The organism is Candidatus Binataceae bacterium, assembly GCA_035500095.1.
Lineage (GTDB): Bacteria > Desulfobacterota > Binatia > Binatales > Binataceae > JAKAVN01.
The window spans coordinates 13,267-27,861 of record DATJXN010000123.1 but is presented as its reverse complement, the minus strand read 5'-3'; the positions used below and the strand labels follow the sequence as shown (position 1 = coordinate 27,861).

15 protein-coding genes are annotated in these 14,595 nt (G+C 64.7%); 6 read left to right on the top strand and 9 right to left on the bottom strand.

Going from position 1 to position 14,595, the window contains the following annotated elements; all coding sequences use genetic code 11:
• The first annotated feature begins 350 nt into the window (after window positions 1–350).
• Window positions 351–2,027: an AAA family ATPase gene (locus tag VMI09_13045; GenBank protein HTQ25614.1), complete on the top strand. Its 1,677-nt coding sequence runs from the start codon at window positions 351–353 to the stop codon at window positions 2,025–2,027.
• Window positions 2,028–2,227: 200 nt separating this feature from the next.
• Here VMI09_13045 and VMI09_13040 read toward each other — a convergent pair whose 3' ends face one another.
• The 4 genes from VMI09_13040 to VMI09_13025 are packed head-to-tail and all read right to left on the bottom strand — an operon-like array spanning window position 2,228 to window position 4,816.
• Window positions 2,228–2,821, bottom strand: a complete 594-nt coding sequence (locus VMI09_13040) for an NUDIX hydrolase (GenBank protein HTQ25613.1) — start codon at window positions 2,819–2,821, stop codon at window positions 2,228–2,230.
• A 30-nt stretch (window positions 2,822–2,851) separates the two neighbouring features.
• Complete coding sequence (locus VMI09_13035) at window positions 2,852–3,283, bottom strand: CoA-binding protein (protein ID HTQ25612.1); 432 nt, start codon at window positions 3,281–3,283, stop codon at window positions 2,852–2,854.
• A gap of 34 nt (window positions 3,284–3,317) precedes the next feature.
• Complete coding sequence (locus tag VMI09_13030) at window positions 3,318–3,848, bottom strand: hypothetical protein (GenBank protein HTQ25611.1); 531 nt, start codon at window positions 3,846–3,848, stop codon at window positions 3,318–3,320.
• Window positions 3,849–3,877: 29 nt separating this feature from the next.
• Window positions 3,878–4,816, bottom strand: a complete 939-nt coding sequence (locus tag VMI09_13025; GenBank protein ID HTQ25610.1) for an SDR family NAD(P)-dependent oxidoreductase — start codon at window positions 4,814–4,816, stop codon at window positions 3,878–3,880.
• A gap of 351 nt (window positions 4,817–5,167) precedes the next feature.
• Between VMI09_13025 and VMI09_13020 the strand changes: the two genes are divergently transcribed.
• The 5 genes from VMI09_13020 (at window position 5,168) to VMI09_13000 (ending at window position 8,764) form a co-directional block, all read left to right on the top strand.
• A complete protein-coding gene (locus tag VMI09_13020) occupies window positions 5,168–5,809 on the top strand; it encodes a MotA/TolQ/ExbB proton channel family protein (protein ID HTQ25609.1) in 642 nt (213 codons plus the stop codon).
• Window positions 5,799–6,269 (top strand): biopolymer transporter ExbD, encoded by a 471-nt coding sequence (locus tag VMI09_13015; protein HTQ25608.1) that lies wholly within the window; start codon window positions 5,799–5,801, stop codon window positions 6,267–6,269. Before VMI09_13020 ends, VMI09_13015 begins: the two co-directional genes overlap by 11 nt.
• A 39-nt stretch (window positions 6,270–6,308) precedes the next feature.
• Window positions 6,309–6,806: a biopolymer transporter ExbD gene (locus VMI09_13010; protein ID HTQ25607.1), complete on the top strand. Its 498-nt coding sequence runs from the start codon at window positions 6,309–6,311 to the stop codon at window positions 6,804–6,806.
• Window positions 6,807–6,926: 120 nt separating this feature from the next.
• Window positions 6,927–8,141 (top strand): vWA domain-containing protein, encoded by a 1,215-nt coding sequence (locus tag VMI09_13005; GenBank protein ID HTQ25606.1) that lies wholly within the window; start codon window positions 6,927–6,929, stop codon window positions 8,139–8,141.
• 101 nt (window positions 8,142–8,242) lie between these two features.
• Window positions 8,243–8,764, top strand: a complete 522-nt coding sequence (locus VMI09_13000; GenBank protein HTQ25605.1) for a DUF992 domain-containing protein — start codon at window positions 8,243–8,245, stop codon at window positions 8,762–8,764.
• Between the two features lie 73 nt (window positions 8,765–8,837).
• Here the strand turns inward: VMI09_13000 and VMI09_12995 are convergent, their stop codons facing one another.
• Genes VMI09_12995 through cysS form a run of 5 tightly spaced genes read right to left on the bottom strand, consistent with a single transcriptional unit; the run spans window position 8,838 to window position 14,582 of the window.
• Window positions 8,838–10,274, bottom strand: a complete 1,437-nt coding sequence (locus VMI09_12995; GenBank protein HTQ25604.1) for an amino acid permease — start codon at window positions 10,272–10,274, stop codon at window positions 8,838–8,840.
• 31 nt (window positions 10,275–10,305) lie between these two features.
• Window positions 10,306–11,097, bottom strand: a complete 792-nt coding sequence (locus VMI09_12990; protein ID HTQ25603.1) for an SDR family oxidoreductase — start codon at window positions 11,095–11,097, stop codon at window positions 10,306–10,308.
• Between the two features lie 32 nt (window positions 11,098–11,129).
• Window positions 11,130–12,212: a low-specificity L-threonine aldolase gene (gene ltaE / locus VMI09_12985; GenBank protein HTQ25602.1), complete on the bottom strand. Its 1,083-nt coding sequence runs from the start codon at window positions 12,210–12,212 to the stop codon at window positions 11,130–11,132.
• Between the two features lie 13 nt (window positions 12,213–12,225).
• Window positions 12,226–13,095, bottom strand: a complete 870-nt coding sequence (locus VMI09_12980) for an AAA family ATPase (protein ID HTQ25601.1) — start codon at window positions 13,093–13,095, stop codon at window positions 12,226–12,228.
• A 53-nt stretch (window positions 13,096–13,148) separates the two neighbouring features.
• Complete coding sequence (cysS, locus tag VMI09_12975; GenBank protein HTQ25600.1) at window positions 13,149–14,582, bottom strand: cysteine--tRNA ligase; 1,434 nt, start codon at window positions 14,580–14,582, stop codon at window positions 13,149–13,151.
• Window positions 14,583–14,595 lie beyond the last annotated feature (13 nt).

Here is a 14,595-nt window from a genome sequence, read left to right as displayed (position 1 = left end):
TGTCCGCTAATAAGAACGGAGAGCAGCCGGTGCGCGGTGGAAAACGAGGTCTTATTGGGATTTCCGCGGGATCGAAGAGGCATCGATCATTGCGCATGAGGCGAGCGGCGAGATCAGCGAGCGCACGAGCCGGTCCGTGGTAAAGAGAAATGAATTCGCTGGTCCAGTTGTCTCAAAAGAGGTTATAACCTATTTGAGATAAAAGAAAAGATTATTTATCTTAGAAAATACTATTTGATAATAATTAGCTGGCAATTACGGTCTTTGAAGAGTAATGGCCGCCTCCTCGTAACTCATATGTCCGCTAATACGCACCTTTGCTCTTTCTCTAGTTGGACCTAGGATATAAATTGACCAACTATATGGAGTACTTTCAGTACTTCCGCTTGAAGAGTCCGCCCTTTCAACCCGCATCGCCTGACGGAGCGGTTTACTTCAGCCCGACCCATATCGCGGGACTGGCGACGCTGGAGTCGGGTCTGTCGGGCGAGCTTACCGGCTTGACCATGCTCACGGGTGAAGCCGGAACGGGAAAAACCACGCTCATCTATTCCCTGCTCCAGCGCGACTTCAAGCGCGTCCGAGTCGCGCTCATCGAGGACCCCAAGCTCTCGTTCCTGGAAATCATGCGGGTCGTGATGAGCCAGATGAATCTGTACTCCACGGGAACGACCAAGCTCGACTACCTCGACGCGCTGCAAAAGCTGGTCAAGATGCGCGGCAAAGAGGAGCGGATCGCGATCGTCGTCGATGAAGCGCAACTGCTGAGCGACGACGTGCTGGAGGAGCTACGGTTGCTCTCTAATCGCGCCGACCGGACCCTGCAACTCGTCCTGGTGGGCCATCCGGAACTCGCCGAGCGGATGAAGAGGCCGGAACTGCGCCAGCTCAATCAGCGGATTTCCTCGCGCGGCGCTCTGACTCCGCTCACGCCGGCACAGGCGGTCAAATACGTTGAGTGCAAGCTGAGCGCGCAGGGGAGCAACTGCGCGCAGCTCTTCGAACGCGGCGCCTTAAAGCGTCTGCTCCGGCGCAGCGACGGCATCCCGCGCAAGATCAACATGCTCTGCCATACCGCGATGGAGGCCGCGTACAACGCCGGCGAGAGAAAGGTCTCTTACAAGATCGCGCGCAAGGTTGCGGACGAATACCAGGATGCAGTCAGGGTCAGGCGGCGAAGAAATCCCTTCATGCTTCCCGCGGCCGGGCTCGCGTTTGCCGCGCTGTTGCTGGTGACTTTCGTTTACCCAAACCCCTTCTCGGCCCGCGTGCGCAATCTATTCGGCGGCGGCCACAAAGGACAGCCGGCTCAGCCGATCAAGCAGGTCAAACAGGCCAGGACGGCCGAGCCTGCCGAACAGGCAAACTCAGCGCCGCTCGCCAAACCGGTCGAGCCCTCCAAGCCGGTTGAGCAGGCTCAATCAGCTCAGCAGGCGAAGCCGGCTGAGCAGCCCAAACCGGCTGAGCCGGTCAAAACCGCCGGAAACTCGGCCGTTGAGCAGCATCCTGACGCAAGCGGCAAACCTGACCATATCGTCCGGCCCGTGCCTGCGCCGGCCGGAGTTCGGCCCGACCTGCTGGAGAGGCTTCCCGCCGCTCACGCGGTTGCAGATTCGGGAACTGCGCGTCCTCCCAGCGCGGTGACCGCTCCGTCATCGTCGTTTCTGAGCCCTGCTCCAGCCGCGGCCGCGGTTAGCGCGGCGCCGGCGGTAGCACCAGCGCCTGCGGAGCGACGAAATCAGATTACCGTCAGAGCGGGTGACACACTGGAAAGAATTGCCGTTCGCTATCTCGGATCGACCTCCGGGATCAACGCCTTCATCGCCGCCAATCCGCAGCTCGGCAACATCAATCAATTGATTGTCGGACAGGTCATCTACCTGCCTCGCGGCGTCAGTCCGAAAGCCGCGCACGAGGAGGCCGCGACCGAACCCGCGGCGGAATCGGAGGCCGAGCCCGCGGCGGAACCGGCGGCAGAGCCTGCGACTGAACCATCGGACTCGAACGCGGACGATTCTCCGCAGTAATAACAGCGCGGCCGCAGAGACTTCGCCCTTCCCTGCGTTGATTCGTGCGGACGACGCCGCCTTGGCTGGCGGCGTCTGAATACGCGCGCGGCGCGCAGCTTCCCCGCAAGGGTGGGGCGTGCTGATGAAGCCGTTATCGTGCGCGCGGCGGGCGCATCAAAGCTCGCATAATCCGACCGCAAATTGAGGAACGGGCGGTCCTATTTGGATTTTCCGCGCCCCGATTTTCCACGGCTGGGGCGCGGCGGATTATAGAGGTGAAAGAACGAAAACGCCGCGATCACCAGCGCATGCGTGATCTCCTCGGTTGCGATCAGCCGTTTGACGTCGCCAAGCGGCACGATCACGACCTCGGTCTCTTCGGCGCCGCCCAGGCGCGGCCGTGCGACGCGGCGCACATTGCGGGCCACGAACGAGTAGCAATAGTTGGGCTGGATCGCGGGATTGGGATGCACGCGTCCCAGCGCGATCACGTCCTCGGAGTCGTAGCCGCACTCTTCGCGCATCTCGCGCCGCGCGGCCGCAAGCGGGCTCGGATCCTCGGGATCGACCATCCCGCCCGGGATCTCCAGCGTGAATTCGCCGACCCCGTGGCGGAACTGCCGCACCATCACGACTTCATTGGCCGGCGTGATCGGGATGATGTTGATCCAGGCCGGCGCCTCAAGCACGAAGAACTCGTGCTCGCCGCGATGCGGATGGGATCGCTCATGGCGATGGAGGTCGAAGATCGGCGTCGCATAAACGCGCTCGCTCTTGACCGTCTCCCAACGGCGGGCCCTGGTCCGCGCCATCGCTAACCGCGCCGGCGCCGCGCGCGCCGCCTAGAAGAGCCGTCCATATTCGATCGCCGGGCACCGGTCCATCACAACCGTCATCCCGGCCGCCTGCGCCAGCGCCGCCGCCTCGACGTCGACCACGCCCAGCTGGCACCAGAGCACGCGCGCGCCCTTGGCGATCGCCGCCGCGGCGATTTCCGCCACGTGCTCCGAGCGCCTGAAGACGTCGACCATCTCGACCGTGCCGGGAATCGAGCCCAGGTCCGGATAGCATCGTTCGCCGAGCGCTGTCATGAGCGCGTCGGGCGCAAGCTTCGGATTGACCGGGATCACGCGAAAGCCTTTGCGCTTGAGCAGCATCGCGATCCGCAAGCTGTCGCGCGCCGGATTGTGCGAGCATCCGAGCACCGCGACGGTCGCCGGATGCGCCAGGATCTCGCGGATCGCGGCGTCGGGCGGGTTGCTGAATTCGGTCAATTCGATCCCTTTAAGATTTCCCGCACGGCGCGGCTCACTCACCGCCGAGCAGGCGATCGGCGACCCGCAGGACCAGCCGGCCGATTTCGTCGCGGCAGAGATCGAAGACCTCGTGACCCTGCTCGAACGGATCCTCGATATCGCCCGCCTCGCCGGCGAACGCGCGCAGAGTGAAAACCGCGCGCGCGGCGGAAGCGGGAAAGCGCTCGCGCAGGTCGCGCTCCTGCGCCACGGTCATCGCAAGCACCAGGTCCGCCTCGTCGAGCATCTCCGGATGACGCTTCAAGTCGGTCGAGGTCGCTTCTTCGCCAATATCGATTCCGACCGATTTGAGCGTCATCCGGGTGTCGAGCGACACCAGCGCGCCGTCGCGGGCGTAGGGGGCGATCCCGGCCGAGCGTATTTCAATCACCTCGGCCGCGCCACGCGTGTGCAATTCGCGCCGCAACAGATGCTCGGCGATGATGCTGCGGGCGGTGTTGGCCGCGCAGATGAAGAGCACGCGGCGCGAGCGCGCCTTGCGTGAGGCCGCGCCCGCGTGCGCATCCGGTTTGCCGTGAGCCATCGATTTTCTAGCGTTCCGCGGAAGTGCTTCTAGCGTCCCGCGGACATGACCTCGGCCATGCTTTCCTTCTTGGTCGGGCCTTTGGCGAGTTCTTCCTTAAGCCGCGCGCCGAGCGCCGCCGGCTCGAAAAAGGTTCCGGGCGCGGCCGCGACCTGCGCCACCGAATGCCATCCGCGCATCAACCATACGCGTCCCATCCCGACGCGAAACACTTCGCCGTGGACGTCCTTGGCGTCGTCGCTTCCAAGCCATGCGACGAGTGGCGCGACGTGGGCCGGGCTGAAGAGGTCGAACTGACCTTGCTTGACCGCGGGCATGGTGGCGGCGGTCTGCGGCGTGGCGTCGATGGTCAGGCGGGTGCGCGCGACGGGCGCGATTGCGTTGGCGGTGCATCCGTAGCGCGACATCTCGCGGTCCACGATGATCGCGAACGCGGCCACCGCGGCCTTGGCGGTGCCGTAGTTGCCCTGACCGGCGTTGCCGAGCAGGCCCGAATCCGAGCTGGTGTTGATCAGGCGGCCGTTCAGCAGGTTGCCGTTCTTGTGCTGCTCGCGCCAGTAGGCGGCGGCGTGGCGCGCCATGTTGAAAGTGCCCTTGAGATGGACGTTGACGACGGCGTCGAAGTCTTCCTCGCTCATGTTGAAGATCATGCGGTCGCGCAGGATGCCGGCGTTGTTGACGACGATGTTGAGCTTGCCGAAATTGTCCAGCGCGCACTCCACGATCCGCTTGGAGGATTTGAAGTCGCTGACGCTCTCGAAGTTGGCGACCGCTTCGCCGCCGAAGCCGCGGATCTCCTTGATTACCTCTTCGGCTGGAGAGCGCGATTGCCCGGTGCCGTCGAAGTGGCCGCCGAGATCGTTGACCACGACCTTGGCTCCCTGTTTGGCCAGCAGCAGAGCCTCTTCGCGGCCGATACCGCGTCCGGCGCCCGTAACGATCGCGACTTTCCCATCGAGTAATGCCATTTCGTCTCAATCCTCTCTTTGTCGGTAATCCGAGATTGTGCGGGGAGTCCGGGGCGGAGTTCTCCCGCCTTCGGCAGATTTATCCCGTAGCGCCGCCCTGCCGCAAGGGCCGGGAACCGCATACGCCGCCCCGGAGTTGACTCGCGGCAGGTATCGGGGGTCGCGCAAAAATGCGACCGGCCGAAACTCCGGGGCCCGCGCGAAGCTCTCGTAACCGCGTCGAGGTTTGCGTGCGCCTGCCCGGATGGGTAATTATGGTTGGATCGGGTACGATTAGCCGCGGCGCAGCGGGGGATGCGCAGCGGTCACGCTGGTCCGCCCAAAATTTTCGGCTGCGGAAGGTTTTAAGCGATGCAGAACCAGTTCGGCATTATTCAGATGATCCAGCAGGGCTACTATGCCACGTACCCGCTGATCCTCATCTCCATCGTCTGCCTGGCGGTCATTTTCGAGCGCCTGTGGGCGCTGCGCGGAATCGGCAGCCGCGCCACCAAGACGGCGGACGCGCTGGTTGGCCCGCTGCGCCAGGGCAAATTCAACGAGGCTCTGCAGCGCACCGAGACCGGCCACACCGCGGCCGACCGCGTCTTCCATACGCTCATTTCGGGTGCCAAGGATCTCGACCGGGCGCGGCTGGAGGAACTCGACGAAGAGCGGCGCTTCGCCGAACTGGTCGAACTCAAGCGCTACGTCTGGGTGCTCGCGACCTCGGGCGCCTCGGCCCCGTTTATCGGGCTGTTCGGCACCGTCGTCGGCATCCTGGTCGCATTCCAATCGATGGCAGTGATGGGCACCGGCGGCTTTTCGGTCGTCGCGGCCGGCATTTCGGAGGCGCTGATCTCGACCGCGCTCGGTTTGGCGGTCGCGATCATCGCGGTCATTTTCTACAACTACTTCTCGGTCAAGATCGATAACATCAACGCCGCCATCCACATCAACGCCGCCCGCCTGATCGACGCCGCGCTGCAGGGGAGGCAAGCCGTTGGCGGTTAGCGGACCCAAAAGCAGCGGCGAGATGTTCTGGCAGATAAACATCACGCCGCTCACCGACATCTTTCTGGTCCTGCTCATCATCTTCATGGTCACCACCTCGGTCACCATCGAGGCCGCCTCCCATGTGGACCTGCCGCTGGCCGAGAACACCGCGCCCGAAAACAAGGGTGTAATTGTAACTTACACCGCCCAGCACGAGCTGTTCGTCAACTCCAAGGACGTGACCGAGCGCGACCTCGAATCCGCGCTGAGCGACGCACTGGCCCGGGTCGATTCCAAGATCGTGATTTTCCAGGGCGACGAAAAAGTGCTGCTCGGCGACATGATCCGGATCCTGCAAATCGCCAAGCTTGCCGGGGCCGACCAGATCGCGATCGCGGCCAAGCGCGTCACCCCAGGACAAAACCTGCGCCTGCAGACCGGCGCTAACGCGGCGGGCGGGGCGCCGCTCGGGGGATGACGCGGCCGGCGTGGACGCAATGCGAGGCTGAATCACTTCATGGCGATTAGCTCCAATCAGAACGGCGGCGTCTTCGCCGATATCAACATCACGCCGCTGACGGATATCTTCCTGGTCCTGCTGATCATTTTCATGGTCGCAACCGCGATTACGATCGAGTCCGCCGCCCACGTCGACCTGCCCAAGGTTCAATCCCAGGCGACCAGCGACAAGCCCCGGGGCGTCGCCGTGATGTACACCGCCGACCATCGCATCTTCGTCAACCAGGGCGAGGTCACGGAAAAGAATCTGCCGGCGGCGCTCAAGGATGCGATCGCCAAAGATCCAGACAAGCTGGTGGTGTTCCAGGGCGATCCCTCGGTGATCCTGGCCGACATGGTGCACATACTCGACATCGCCAAGAGCGCCGGCGCTCAGCAGATAGCGCTGGCTGTCGCCCGGATGCAAGGCGGCGGTGGCGGCGCCGCAGCGACGGGCGAGCCGGGCGTACCCAGCGGACCAGTGGTGCCGCCGGAACCATCCTCCGAAGGACCCTGACCTTCAGTTGCGCGGTCAGCGGGAGCACAATATTAAACAGCGCCCTGTGGCGCATAACTCGAGCACTGGCGCCGACTCTCGGGGGAGCGGGGCGGTGACCGCAGTTGCAAAGGACATCGCGTGACCGTCGCCGAAGAAATTGGCCTGCTTGGGGTCTCAGTAGTCGTCGTGGCGATGGTCCTGTTCTGGATCGCGACCCGCGCGCATCTGGACGAAGAGGACCCGGAAAAGGAAAAGCCCGGATTCAAGCACGCCCTGCGCCAGGGACTGCGCTTCCTGCTCGGACCCTTTCCGCTTTCAATCGGGCTGCACGTCGTCGTGCTGCTGTTCCTGCTCTTCGCCGTACACATGCAAGCTGCCCAGAACTTCATCCCGATAAGCCTGCAGGCAGGCGGAGGCGGTGGGCAGACCAAACCCGGCGAAGACACCAACATGCCCGAGATGCAGATGCCGGAGTTGCAGGCGCTGCCGCTTGAGCAGCCCAAGCAGGTTGACGCCTACGCGCGCGAGGCCGTGGTCAGCGCGAACAATTACGTGCGTTCGACCAGCAGCGGAATCGGAATCGGACGCGGCGGCGGGATGGGCTCGGGCTACGGCCAGGGTATCGGCAAGGGCTTCGGCGGCTTCATCAGCGGACTCCGCCGCACCGGCCTCGACGTCGTGGTCGTCATCGACGGCACGGGTTCGATGCGCCTGGTGATCGACGACGTCAAGAGCAAGATGCGTCAGTTGATGTTGGCGATTCATCGCCTCGTGCCGACCGCGCGGATGGGAGTCATCGTTTTCGGCGGACGCGGAGAGCAGATGCAGATGCAGCCGCTCACGACCTCGACCGGCGCGCTGATCCAGTTTCTCGGCAGCATCCAGGCGCGCAACGGCGGCGAATGGCAGGAAGACACGCTCGGCGCCGTGCGCATGGCGGTCGACAATATGGGATGGCGCTCGTACGCCAAGAAAGTGATCGTGCTGGTCGGTGACACGCCGCCGTTCAAGGAAGACTTCGATCCAGTCCTTCAGACCATCCGCCAATTCCACGCGGAAAACGGCACTTTCAACACCGTCGATCTGACCGTCGAGGAACACGAGCGTTTCGTTGGGCAGTGGAAGAGTTACAGCGGGCCGGTGCCGGTCACCGCGTCGTCGCTGCCGGAGTTCTACCTGGAGACGCAGGCGGCGTATCAGGCGATGGCGCGCGCAGGCGGCGGGTCATGGCGTAGTCTGACCAAAGACGACCATATCAATCAGCAGGTGCTTATCCTGGCTTTTGGCGAGGAATGGCATTCCGAAGTCGCCGCCTTCGGCCGCGGCATGAAGTCGTCCAATGCCGACCCGTAACCTTCGCTTGTTCCCTCATCTGTGGTAAAAAAGACCCTTCCCGCATTTTCCAACGTCAGCCGACCACTCGTCCGTGAAAGAGGGAGGAACTCATGCGCAAAGTGTCAGTCGTATCACTCATACTCGCAGCGTCCTTGTTCGTGACGCTGTCGGCGTCGCCAAATGCCTTCGCGCAGGGCGCGCCAACCAAAAACGTTACCAAGATCGGCTATCTGAGTTGTCACGTGGCTTCCGGATGGGGATTCATCTTCGGGTCCTCACGTAAACTGCAGTGCACGTACACGCCGGCGGAAAAGGGCAAAAAGATCGAGAACTACGGCGGTTCGATCACCAAGTTTGGCGCTGACATCGGCTATCTGCAGTCCGGCGTTATCCTCTGGACGGTGCTCTCGCCGGGCGTGAAGATCACGCAGAACCCCGGTCTGCTCTCCGGCCACTACGGCGGAGCGACGGCGAGCGCGACGGTCGGACTCGGCGTCGGCGGCAACGTGCTGGTCGGCGGGATGGACGGATCGATCTCGCTGCAGCCGCTCAGCATCGAGGGCAACACCGGCCTCAACGTAGCCGCGGGCGTCGCGATGATGGATCTCAAGTTCGAATCGGTGGCCGGCATCAACAAGTAGCACGCGTCACGGAACAAAAAGAGGGTCGGGAGGCGAAAGCTCCCCGGCCCTCTTTTATTTTCGCCGGCCCGGCTCAGTCCGCGGCGGCATTGGCCGCGGCCATAGCTTCGACGTGGCTATGGAAGCGGCTGTAGCCGAAATAGATCGCGAGCCCGATCGCCATCCAGACGAAAAACCTGATCCAGGTCACCACCGGCAGACTCGCCATCAGGTACAGGCACGACAGCGCGCCCACGATCGGCACCAGCGGCACCAGCGGCGTGCGGAAGGGCCGATGCTGGTCCGGATCGATATGACGCAGAATCCATACGCCCATGCACACCAGCACGAACGCGAACAGCGTGCCGATATTGGTCAGCTCGGCGATGTCCTGGATCGGCAGCAACGCCGCCGTGAGACCCACCGCCGCGCCGGTCAGCACGGTCGGGATATAGGGCGTCTGGAAGCGCGGATGCACCCGGCTGAAAGCGGGCGGCAGCAAACCGTCGCGCGAGATGGCAAAAAAGATTCGCGACTGGCCGAGCAGCAGCACCAGCAGCACCGAGGTCAATCCCGCCACCGCGCCCACCGAAACAACGCCACCGACGAAATTGAGCCCGCGCGTCACGAAGGCGGAAGCCAGCGGCGCATTCTTGTCGATCTGCGCGAACGGCACCATGCCGGTCAGCACCGCCGCCACCGCGATATAGAGCGCCGTGCAGATGAAGAGCGACCACAGGATGCCTCGGGGCAGGTCGCGCGCTGGATCGACCGCTTCTTCGGCCGCGGTCGAGACCGCGTCGAACCCGATGTAAGCGAAAAAGATATAGGCCGCGCCCTTGGAAATTCCGCTTAGTCCGAACGGCGCAAAGGGGCTCCAGTTGCCTGGCCGCACGAAAAACATCCCGACCAGGATCACCACCGCTACCGCGCCGAGCTTGATCGCGACGATCGCCGAGTTGATCCGCGCGCTCTCCCGGATGCCGACGTAGAGGATTGCCGAAACCAGGACAACGATCAGCGCCGCGGGCAGATTGACGATCGCGCCGGGCTCCGTCCCCGGCGCAAAGCTGATCGCATGCGGCAGATGGATCCCGACGCCCTCGAGAATCACGCGAAAGTACCCCGACCATCCGACCGCCACGGCGCCGGCGGCGACCGCGTACTCCAGCACCAGATCCCATCCGATGATCCATCCGACGAGCTCGCCCATCGTGGCGTACGAATAGGAATAGGCGGACCCTGCTACCGGAATCATCGCCGCGAACTCCGCATAGCAAAGCGCCGCCATCGCGCACGCGACGCCGGCCATCACGAATGAAATGATCAAACCCGGTCCGGCCTGACGCGCGCCGACCCCGGTCATCACGAAGATGCCGGCGCCAATGATCGCGCCGATGCCGAGCGCCGTAAGATCGAGCGCGCCGAGCGCGCGGCGCAATCCGCCGCGATGCGAGCCGGCGTCCGCCATCAGGACCGCGACCGGCTTGCGACGCATCAGTTGCGCTTTGAGAGCCTCCCCCCCCGCCATCAGCGCGCCCTCCCGCTTCTGCGCGACGGCTTCACCAGGCCTGGTAGCCGCCGTCCACGGACAGCATCGATCCGGTCACGTAGGTTGACGCCTCGCTGGCGAGAAAAATGACCGCTCCGCGAATCTCCTCCGGCCGTCCAAGCCGGCCGAGCGGCGTCGCCTTTTCCATTCGCTCGCGGTTGCCGCCCTTGGCCATTCCGCCCTCGGTGGCCTCGGTCGGAATCCATCCGGGCGCGATCGCGTTGACCAGGATTCCATGACTCGCCCACTCGACCGCAAGCTGGCGCGTGAGATTCATCAGCCCGGCCTTGGCCGCGGTGTACGCGGAGAGGCGATAGATCGAACTTGCGACCGTCGCGTAGATCGAAACGATGTTGATGATGCGGCCAGGCCGCCCGGCCTCGATAAGGCCGCGGGCGACGCGCTGCGCGAGCATCATCGGCGCGGTGAGATTGGTGGCGATCCCCGCGTCCCAGGTCGCGCGCGGCAGGGTCTCGGCGCGGCCCGTGGGCGAGATGCCCGCGTTGTTGACCAGGATGTCGATCAGGCCGAGTTCGCGCTGCGCCTGCGCGAGCGCGGCGTCGATCTGCGCATCGGAGGTCACGTCGAGCTGGATCGCCGCCGTGCGGACGCCGTAGCGGCCGGCGAGATCGGCAGCGAGCCTATCGAGGCGGTCGGCGCGGCGCGCGGCCAGCGCGACGTCGGCGCCCGCCATCGCGAGCGCCGTCGCGCAATCGACACCGAGGCCCGACGAGGCACCGGTGACGAAGCCGATGCGCCCCTTGAGCGAGAAGAGCGATTGCAGCGAGTCCGTCGGATTCATCGCGGATTCATCGCGGAGTTCATCGCGCGGAGCTAACGCCCCGCATGCGCCGACGGCGCGGGCGCGGCGGCCGCGTGCGCGGATGCGGCGGCGGCCTCGGCTGCCGCGGCGACCGCGCGCCGGATGTCCGCCGCGGTCACGCCGTAGTGCGTGACCGCGCGGAACTCGACGGGGCTCCGCGGCCCGACGAGCACGCCGCGCTCCTTGAAGGCGGCGGCGAAGCCCGCCGCGCGTTCGGCGCCGCCGGCGACCTCGAAAAACACCATGTTGGTGCGACGGCGCGCCGGATGCACCCGCAAACCCGCGACGCGCGCGAGGCCTTCGGCCAGCATCCGCGCGTTCTCGTGATCTTCGGCCAGCCGATCGACCATCGCGGTCAGCGCGACGCTCCCGGCCGCCGCGATTATCCCCGCCTGGCGCATCCCGCCGCCCAGCGCCTTGCGCATGCGCCGCGCCCGTTCCATGAACGGGCGCGGCCCGCAGAGCATCGTCCCCACCGGACAGGCGAGACCCTTGGAGAGGCAGAACGACACCGTATCGGCATGCCCCGCGATACGCTTGACGTCGGTCTCCAGCGCGAGCGCGGCATTGAAGATGCGCGCGCCGTCGAGATGGACGGCGAGTCCGTGGCCGTGTGCCAGCGCGGCCACCGCAGCCATGTGCCCGAGTCCGACGGCCTCGCCACCGCATCGGTTATGCGTGTTCTCCAGCGCAACCAGCGCGTGCGGCGCGAAATGCGGATCGGACGGCGTCTCGAGTTCGGCCTTGAGCTCGTCGAGCGCGAATTCACCCTCGTCCGTGTTGCGAATCGGCGTCAGCACGACGCCGCCCAGAGCGGCGGCGCCGCCGGCCTCGTACAGATAGGTGTGGGCGCGCGCGCCGAGCACCGCCTTGGTGCCGCGCGCGCAATGCACCAGCATCGCGATCAGATTGCCCATCGTGCCGCTTGCGACCAGCAGCGCGGCTTCCTTGCCCATCGCGTCCGCCGCCATTGCCTCGAGCCGGTTGACGGTGGGGTCTTCGCCGTAAACGTCATCGCCGAGCTCGGCCCGCGCGATCGCCTCGCGCATCTCGGGCGTCGGCAGGGTTACGGTGTCACTGCGGAGATCGATCACTTGAGCCCGCCGGTTACTCCGGAAAGATAGCCTTGACCACTTCGTCGATCGCGCGCTTGCTGTCGGGTTCGTCGGTCAGCGACCAGGTCACGGCGACGGTCGCCGCGCGGCGCGGTGCGATTCCCTGGCGGATAAGATCGCCCGCGTAGATCAGGAGCCGGGTCGAGACGCCCTCCTCCAGCCCCGAGGCCTTGAGGTTGCGCACCTTCTCGCCCAGAACCGCGAGCTGCATCGCCATGTCGCGATCGACGCCCGCCTCGTGCGCGATGATCTCGACCTCCTTGTCGGCCGGCGGGTAGTTGAACTCGATCGTGACGAAGCGCTGGCGGGTCGAGTGCTTGAGATTTTTCTGGATACTCTGGTAGCCGGGGTTGTACGAGATCACGAGCAAAAAGCCGACATGCGCCTCCAGCGTCTCGCCGCGTTTCTCGACCGGCAGGATGCGCCGATGGTCGGAGAGCGGATGGATGAGCACGGTGGTGTCCTTGCGCGCCTCCACGATCTCGTCGAGGTAACAGATCGCGCCGCGCCTGACCGCCTGGGTCAGCGGCCCGTCGATCCACACCGTTTCGTCGGCCTGGATCAGGTAGCGGCCGACCAGGTCGCTCCCAGTCAGATCCTCGTGGCAGGCGACCGTGATCAGTTCCGTGGGGCCGTCGGCAAGGCCCGCCAGGCGATGTGCCATGTGCTCGACGAAGCGGGTTTTACCGCATCCGGTGGGCCCCTTGAGGAGCACGGGCAGACGGGCCTTGTAGGCGGCTTCGAAAATCTCGACCTCGTCGCCGATCGGCAGATAGTAGGGAGCGGCGTGCGGGTCGAGATGACGGACTTCAGGCCCTTCGGCCTGCATCCTGGTGTCGAACTTCTTCAGCTCAATCGACATTGCTTACCCTTGTGTGCGGCGCTGCGAACTCTAAGAGAGCACGGCCTCTGTACTCAAGCAACGCTTCTGCGCGGCACAATCGTGGAGCCGCCGCGATGGTCCTTCACCTCGTAGCCTTTCGCCTCCAGCTGCTTACGCAGATCGTCGGCGCGTTTGAAGTCTTTGGCCGCCCGGGCGGCATCGCGCTCGCGCTGCATCGCCGCTATCTCCGCCGAAAGTCCGCCCTGCGTGTCCTTGCGCGCCTCTTCAAGGCCAAGCCCGAGCACCGCGTCGAATTTCCTGAGCGTATTCCAGATTCGCTTGTCGCCGCTGCGATAGGCCTCGGCCACCAGCTCGAGCGCGGCGGCGAGCGCCTGCGGCGTGTTGAGGTCGTTGTTGAGCGCCTCGACGAAGCGATCGTCGAAATCGTTCGTCCACGGCGAGTCGGGGTTCGCCGCCGCGTCCTCGTCGGAGAGGTTGCGCGCGAATTCGGCGAAGTAGTCCAGGTTGCTCGCCGCGGCGCGCACCGCATCGAGCGAAAACGCCAACTCCGATCGATATTTCGCGCCGAGGCAGAGCAGCCGGAACGCGAGCGGATTGATACCCGCTGCGACCAGGTCCTCGAGCACCGGAAAGCGCCCCGCGCTCTTGCTGATCTTCGCCCCTTCCATCCCGACCAGGAATGCGTTGTGGACGAAGTAGCGGACGAAAGGCTTGCCGGTCGCGCCCTCGGATTGCGCAATCTCGTTCTCGTGATGCACCGCAATATGGTCGAGGCCCCCCGAATGAATATCGATTGTCTCGCCCAGGTAGCGCATCGACATCGCCGAACACTCGATATGCCATCCCGGATAGCCGCGCCCCCACGGACTCTCCCACTGCATCAGATGATGCGGCTGATTGAGCACCCAGAGCGCGAAATCGTGCGGGCTCTTCTTGTCGGGCGAATGCTCCAGGCGCTGGCCCGCGTGCTGCTCGTCGAGGCTCTGGCGCGAAAGCCGTCCGACGCGGCTTTGGCCGCGCCATTTCTCGACGTCGAAATAAACCCCCGATGCAGCGACGTAAGCGTAACCGCGCTCGAGGATCCGGCCGATGAGCGCGATCATGTCGGCGACGTGGTCGGTTGCGCGGCAGAGCGCCGGCGGCGCGGGCAGCCGGATATTGAGCCGCCCGCAGTCGCGCGTGAACTGCGCGATATAGAAGTCGGCGACCTCGCGGGGGGTCTTGCCCTCGGCGCGCGCGGTTTTTTCCACCTTGTCCTCGCCGGCATCCGCGTCGGAGGTCATGTGGCCGACGTCGGTGATGTTCATCACGTGGCGGACTTCATAGCCGTTGAGTTCGAGCGCGCGGCGCAGCGTATCGACGAAGACGTAGGCGCGCATGTTGCCGAGATGCTGCGGCAGATAGACGGTCGGGCCGCACGAGTAGAACGTCACCAGCGGCGGATTGAGCGGCTTGAATTCCTCGACCCGGCGGTCGAGTGTGTTGAAGATGTAAAACGGCTTCACTTTGATTGCGCCT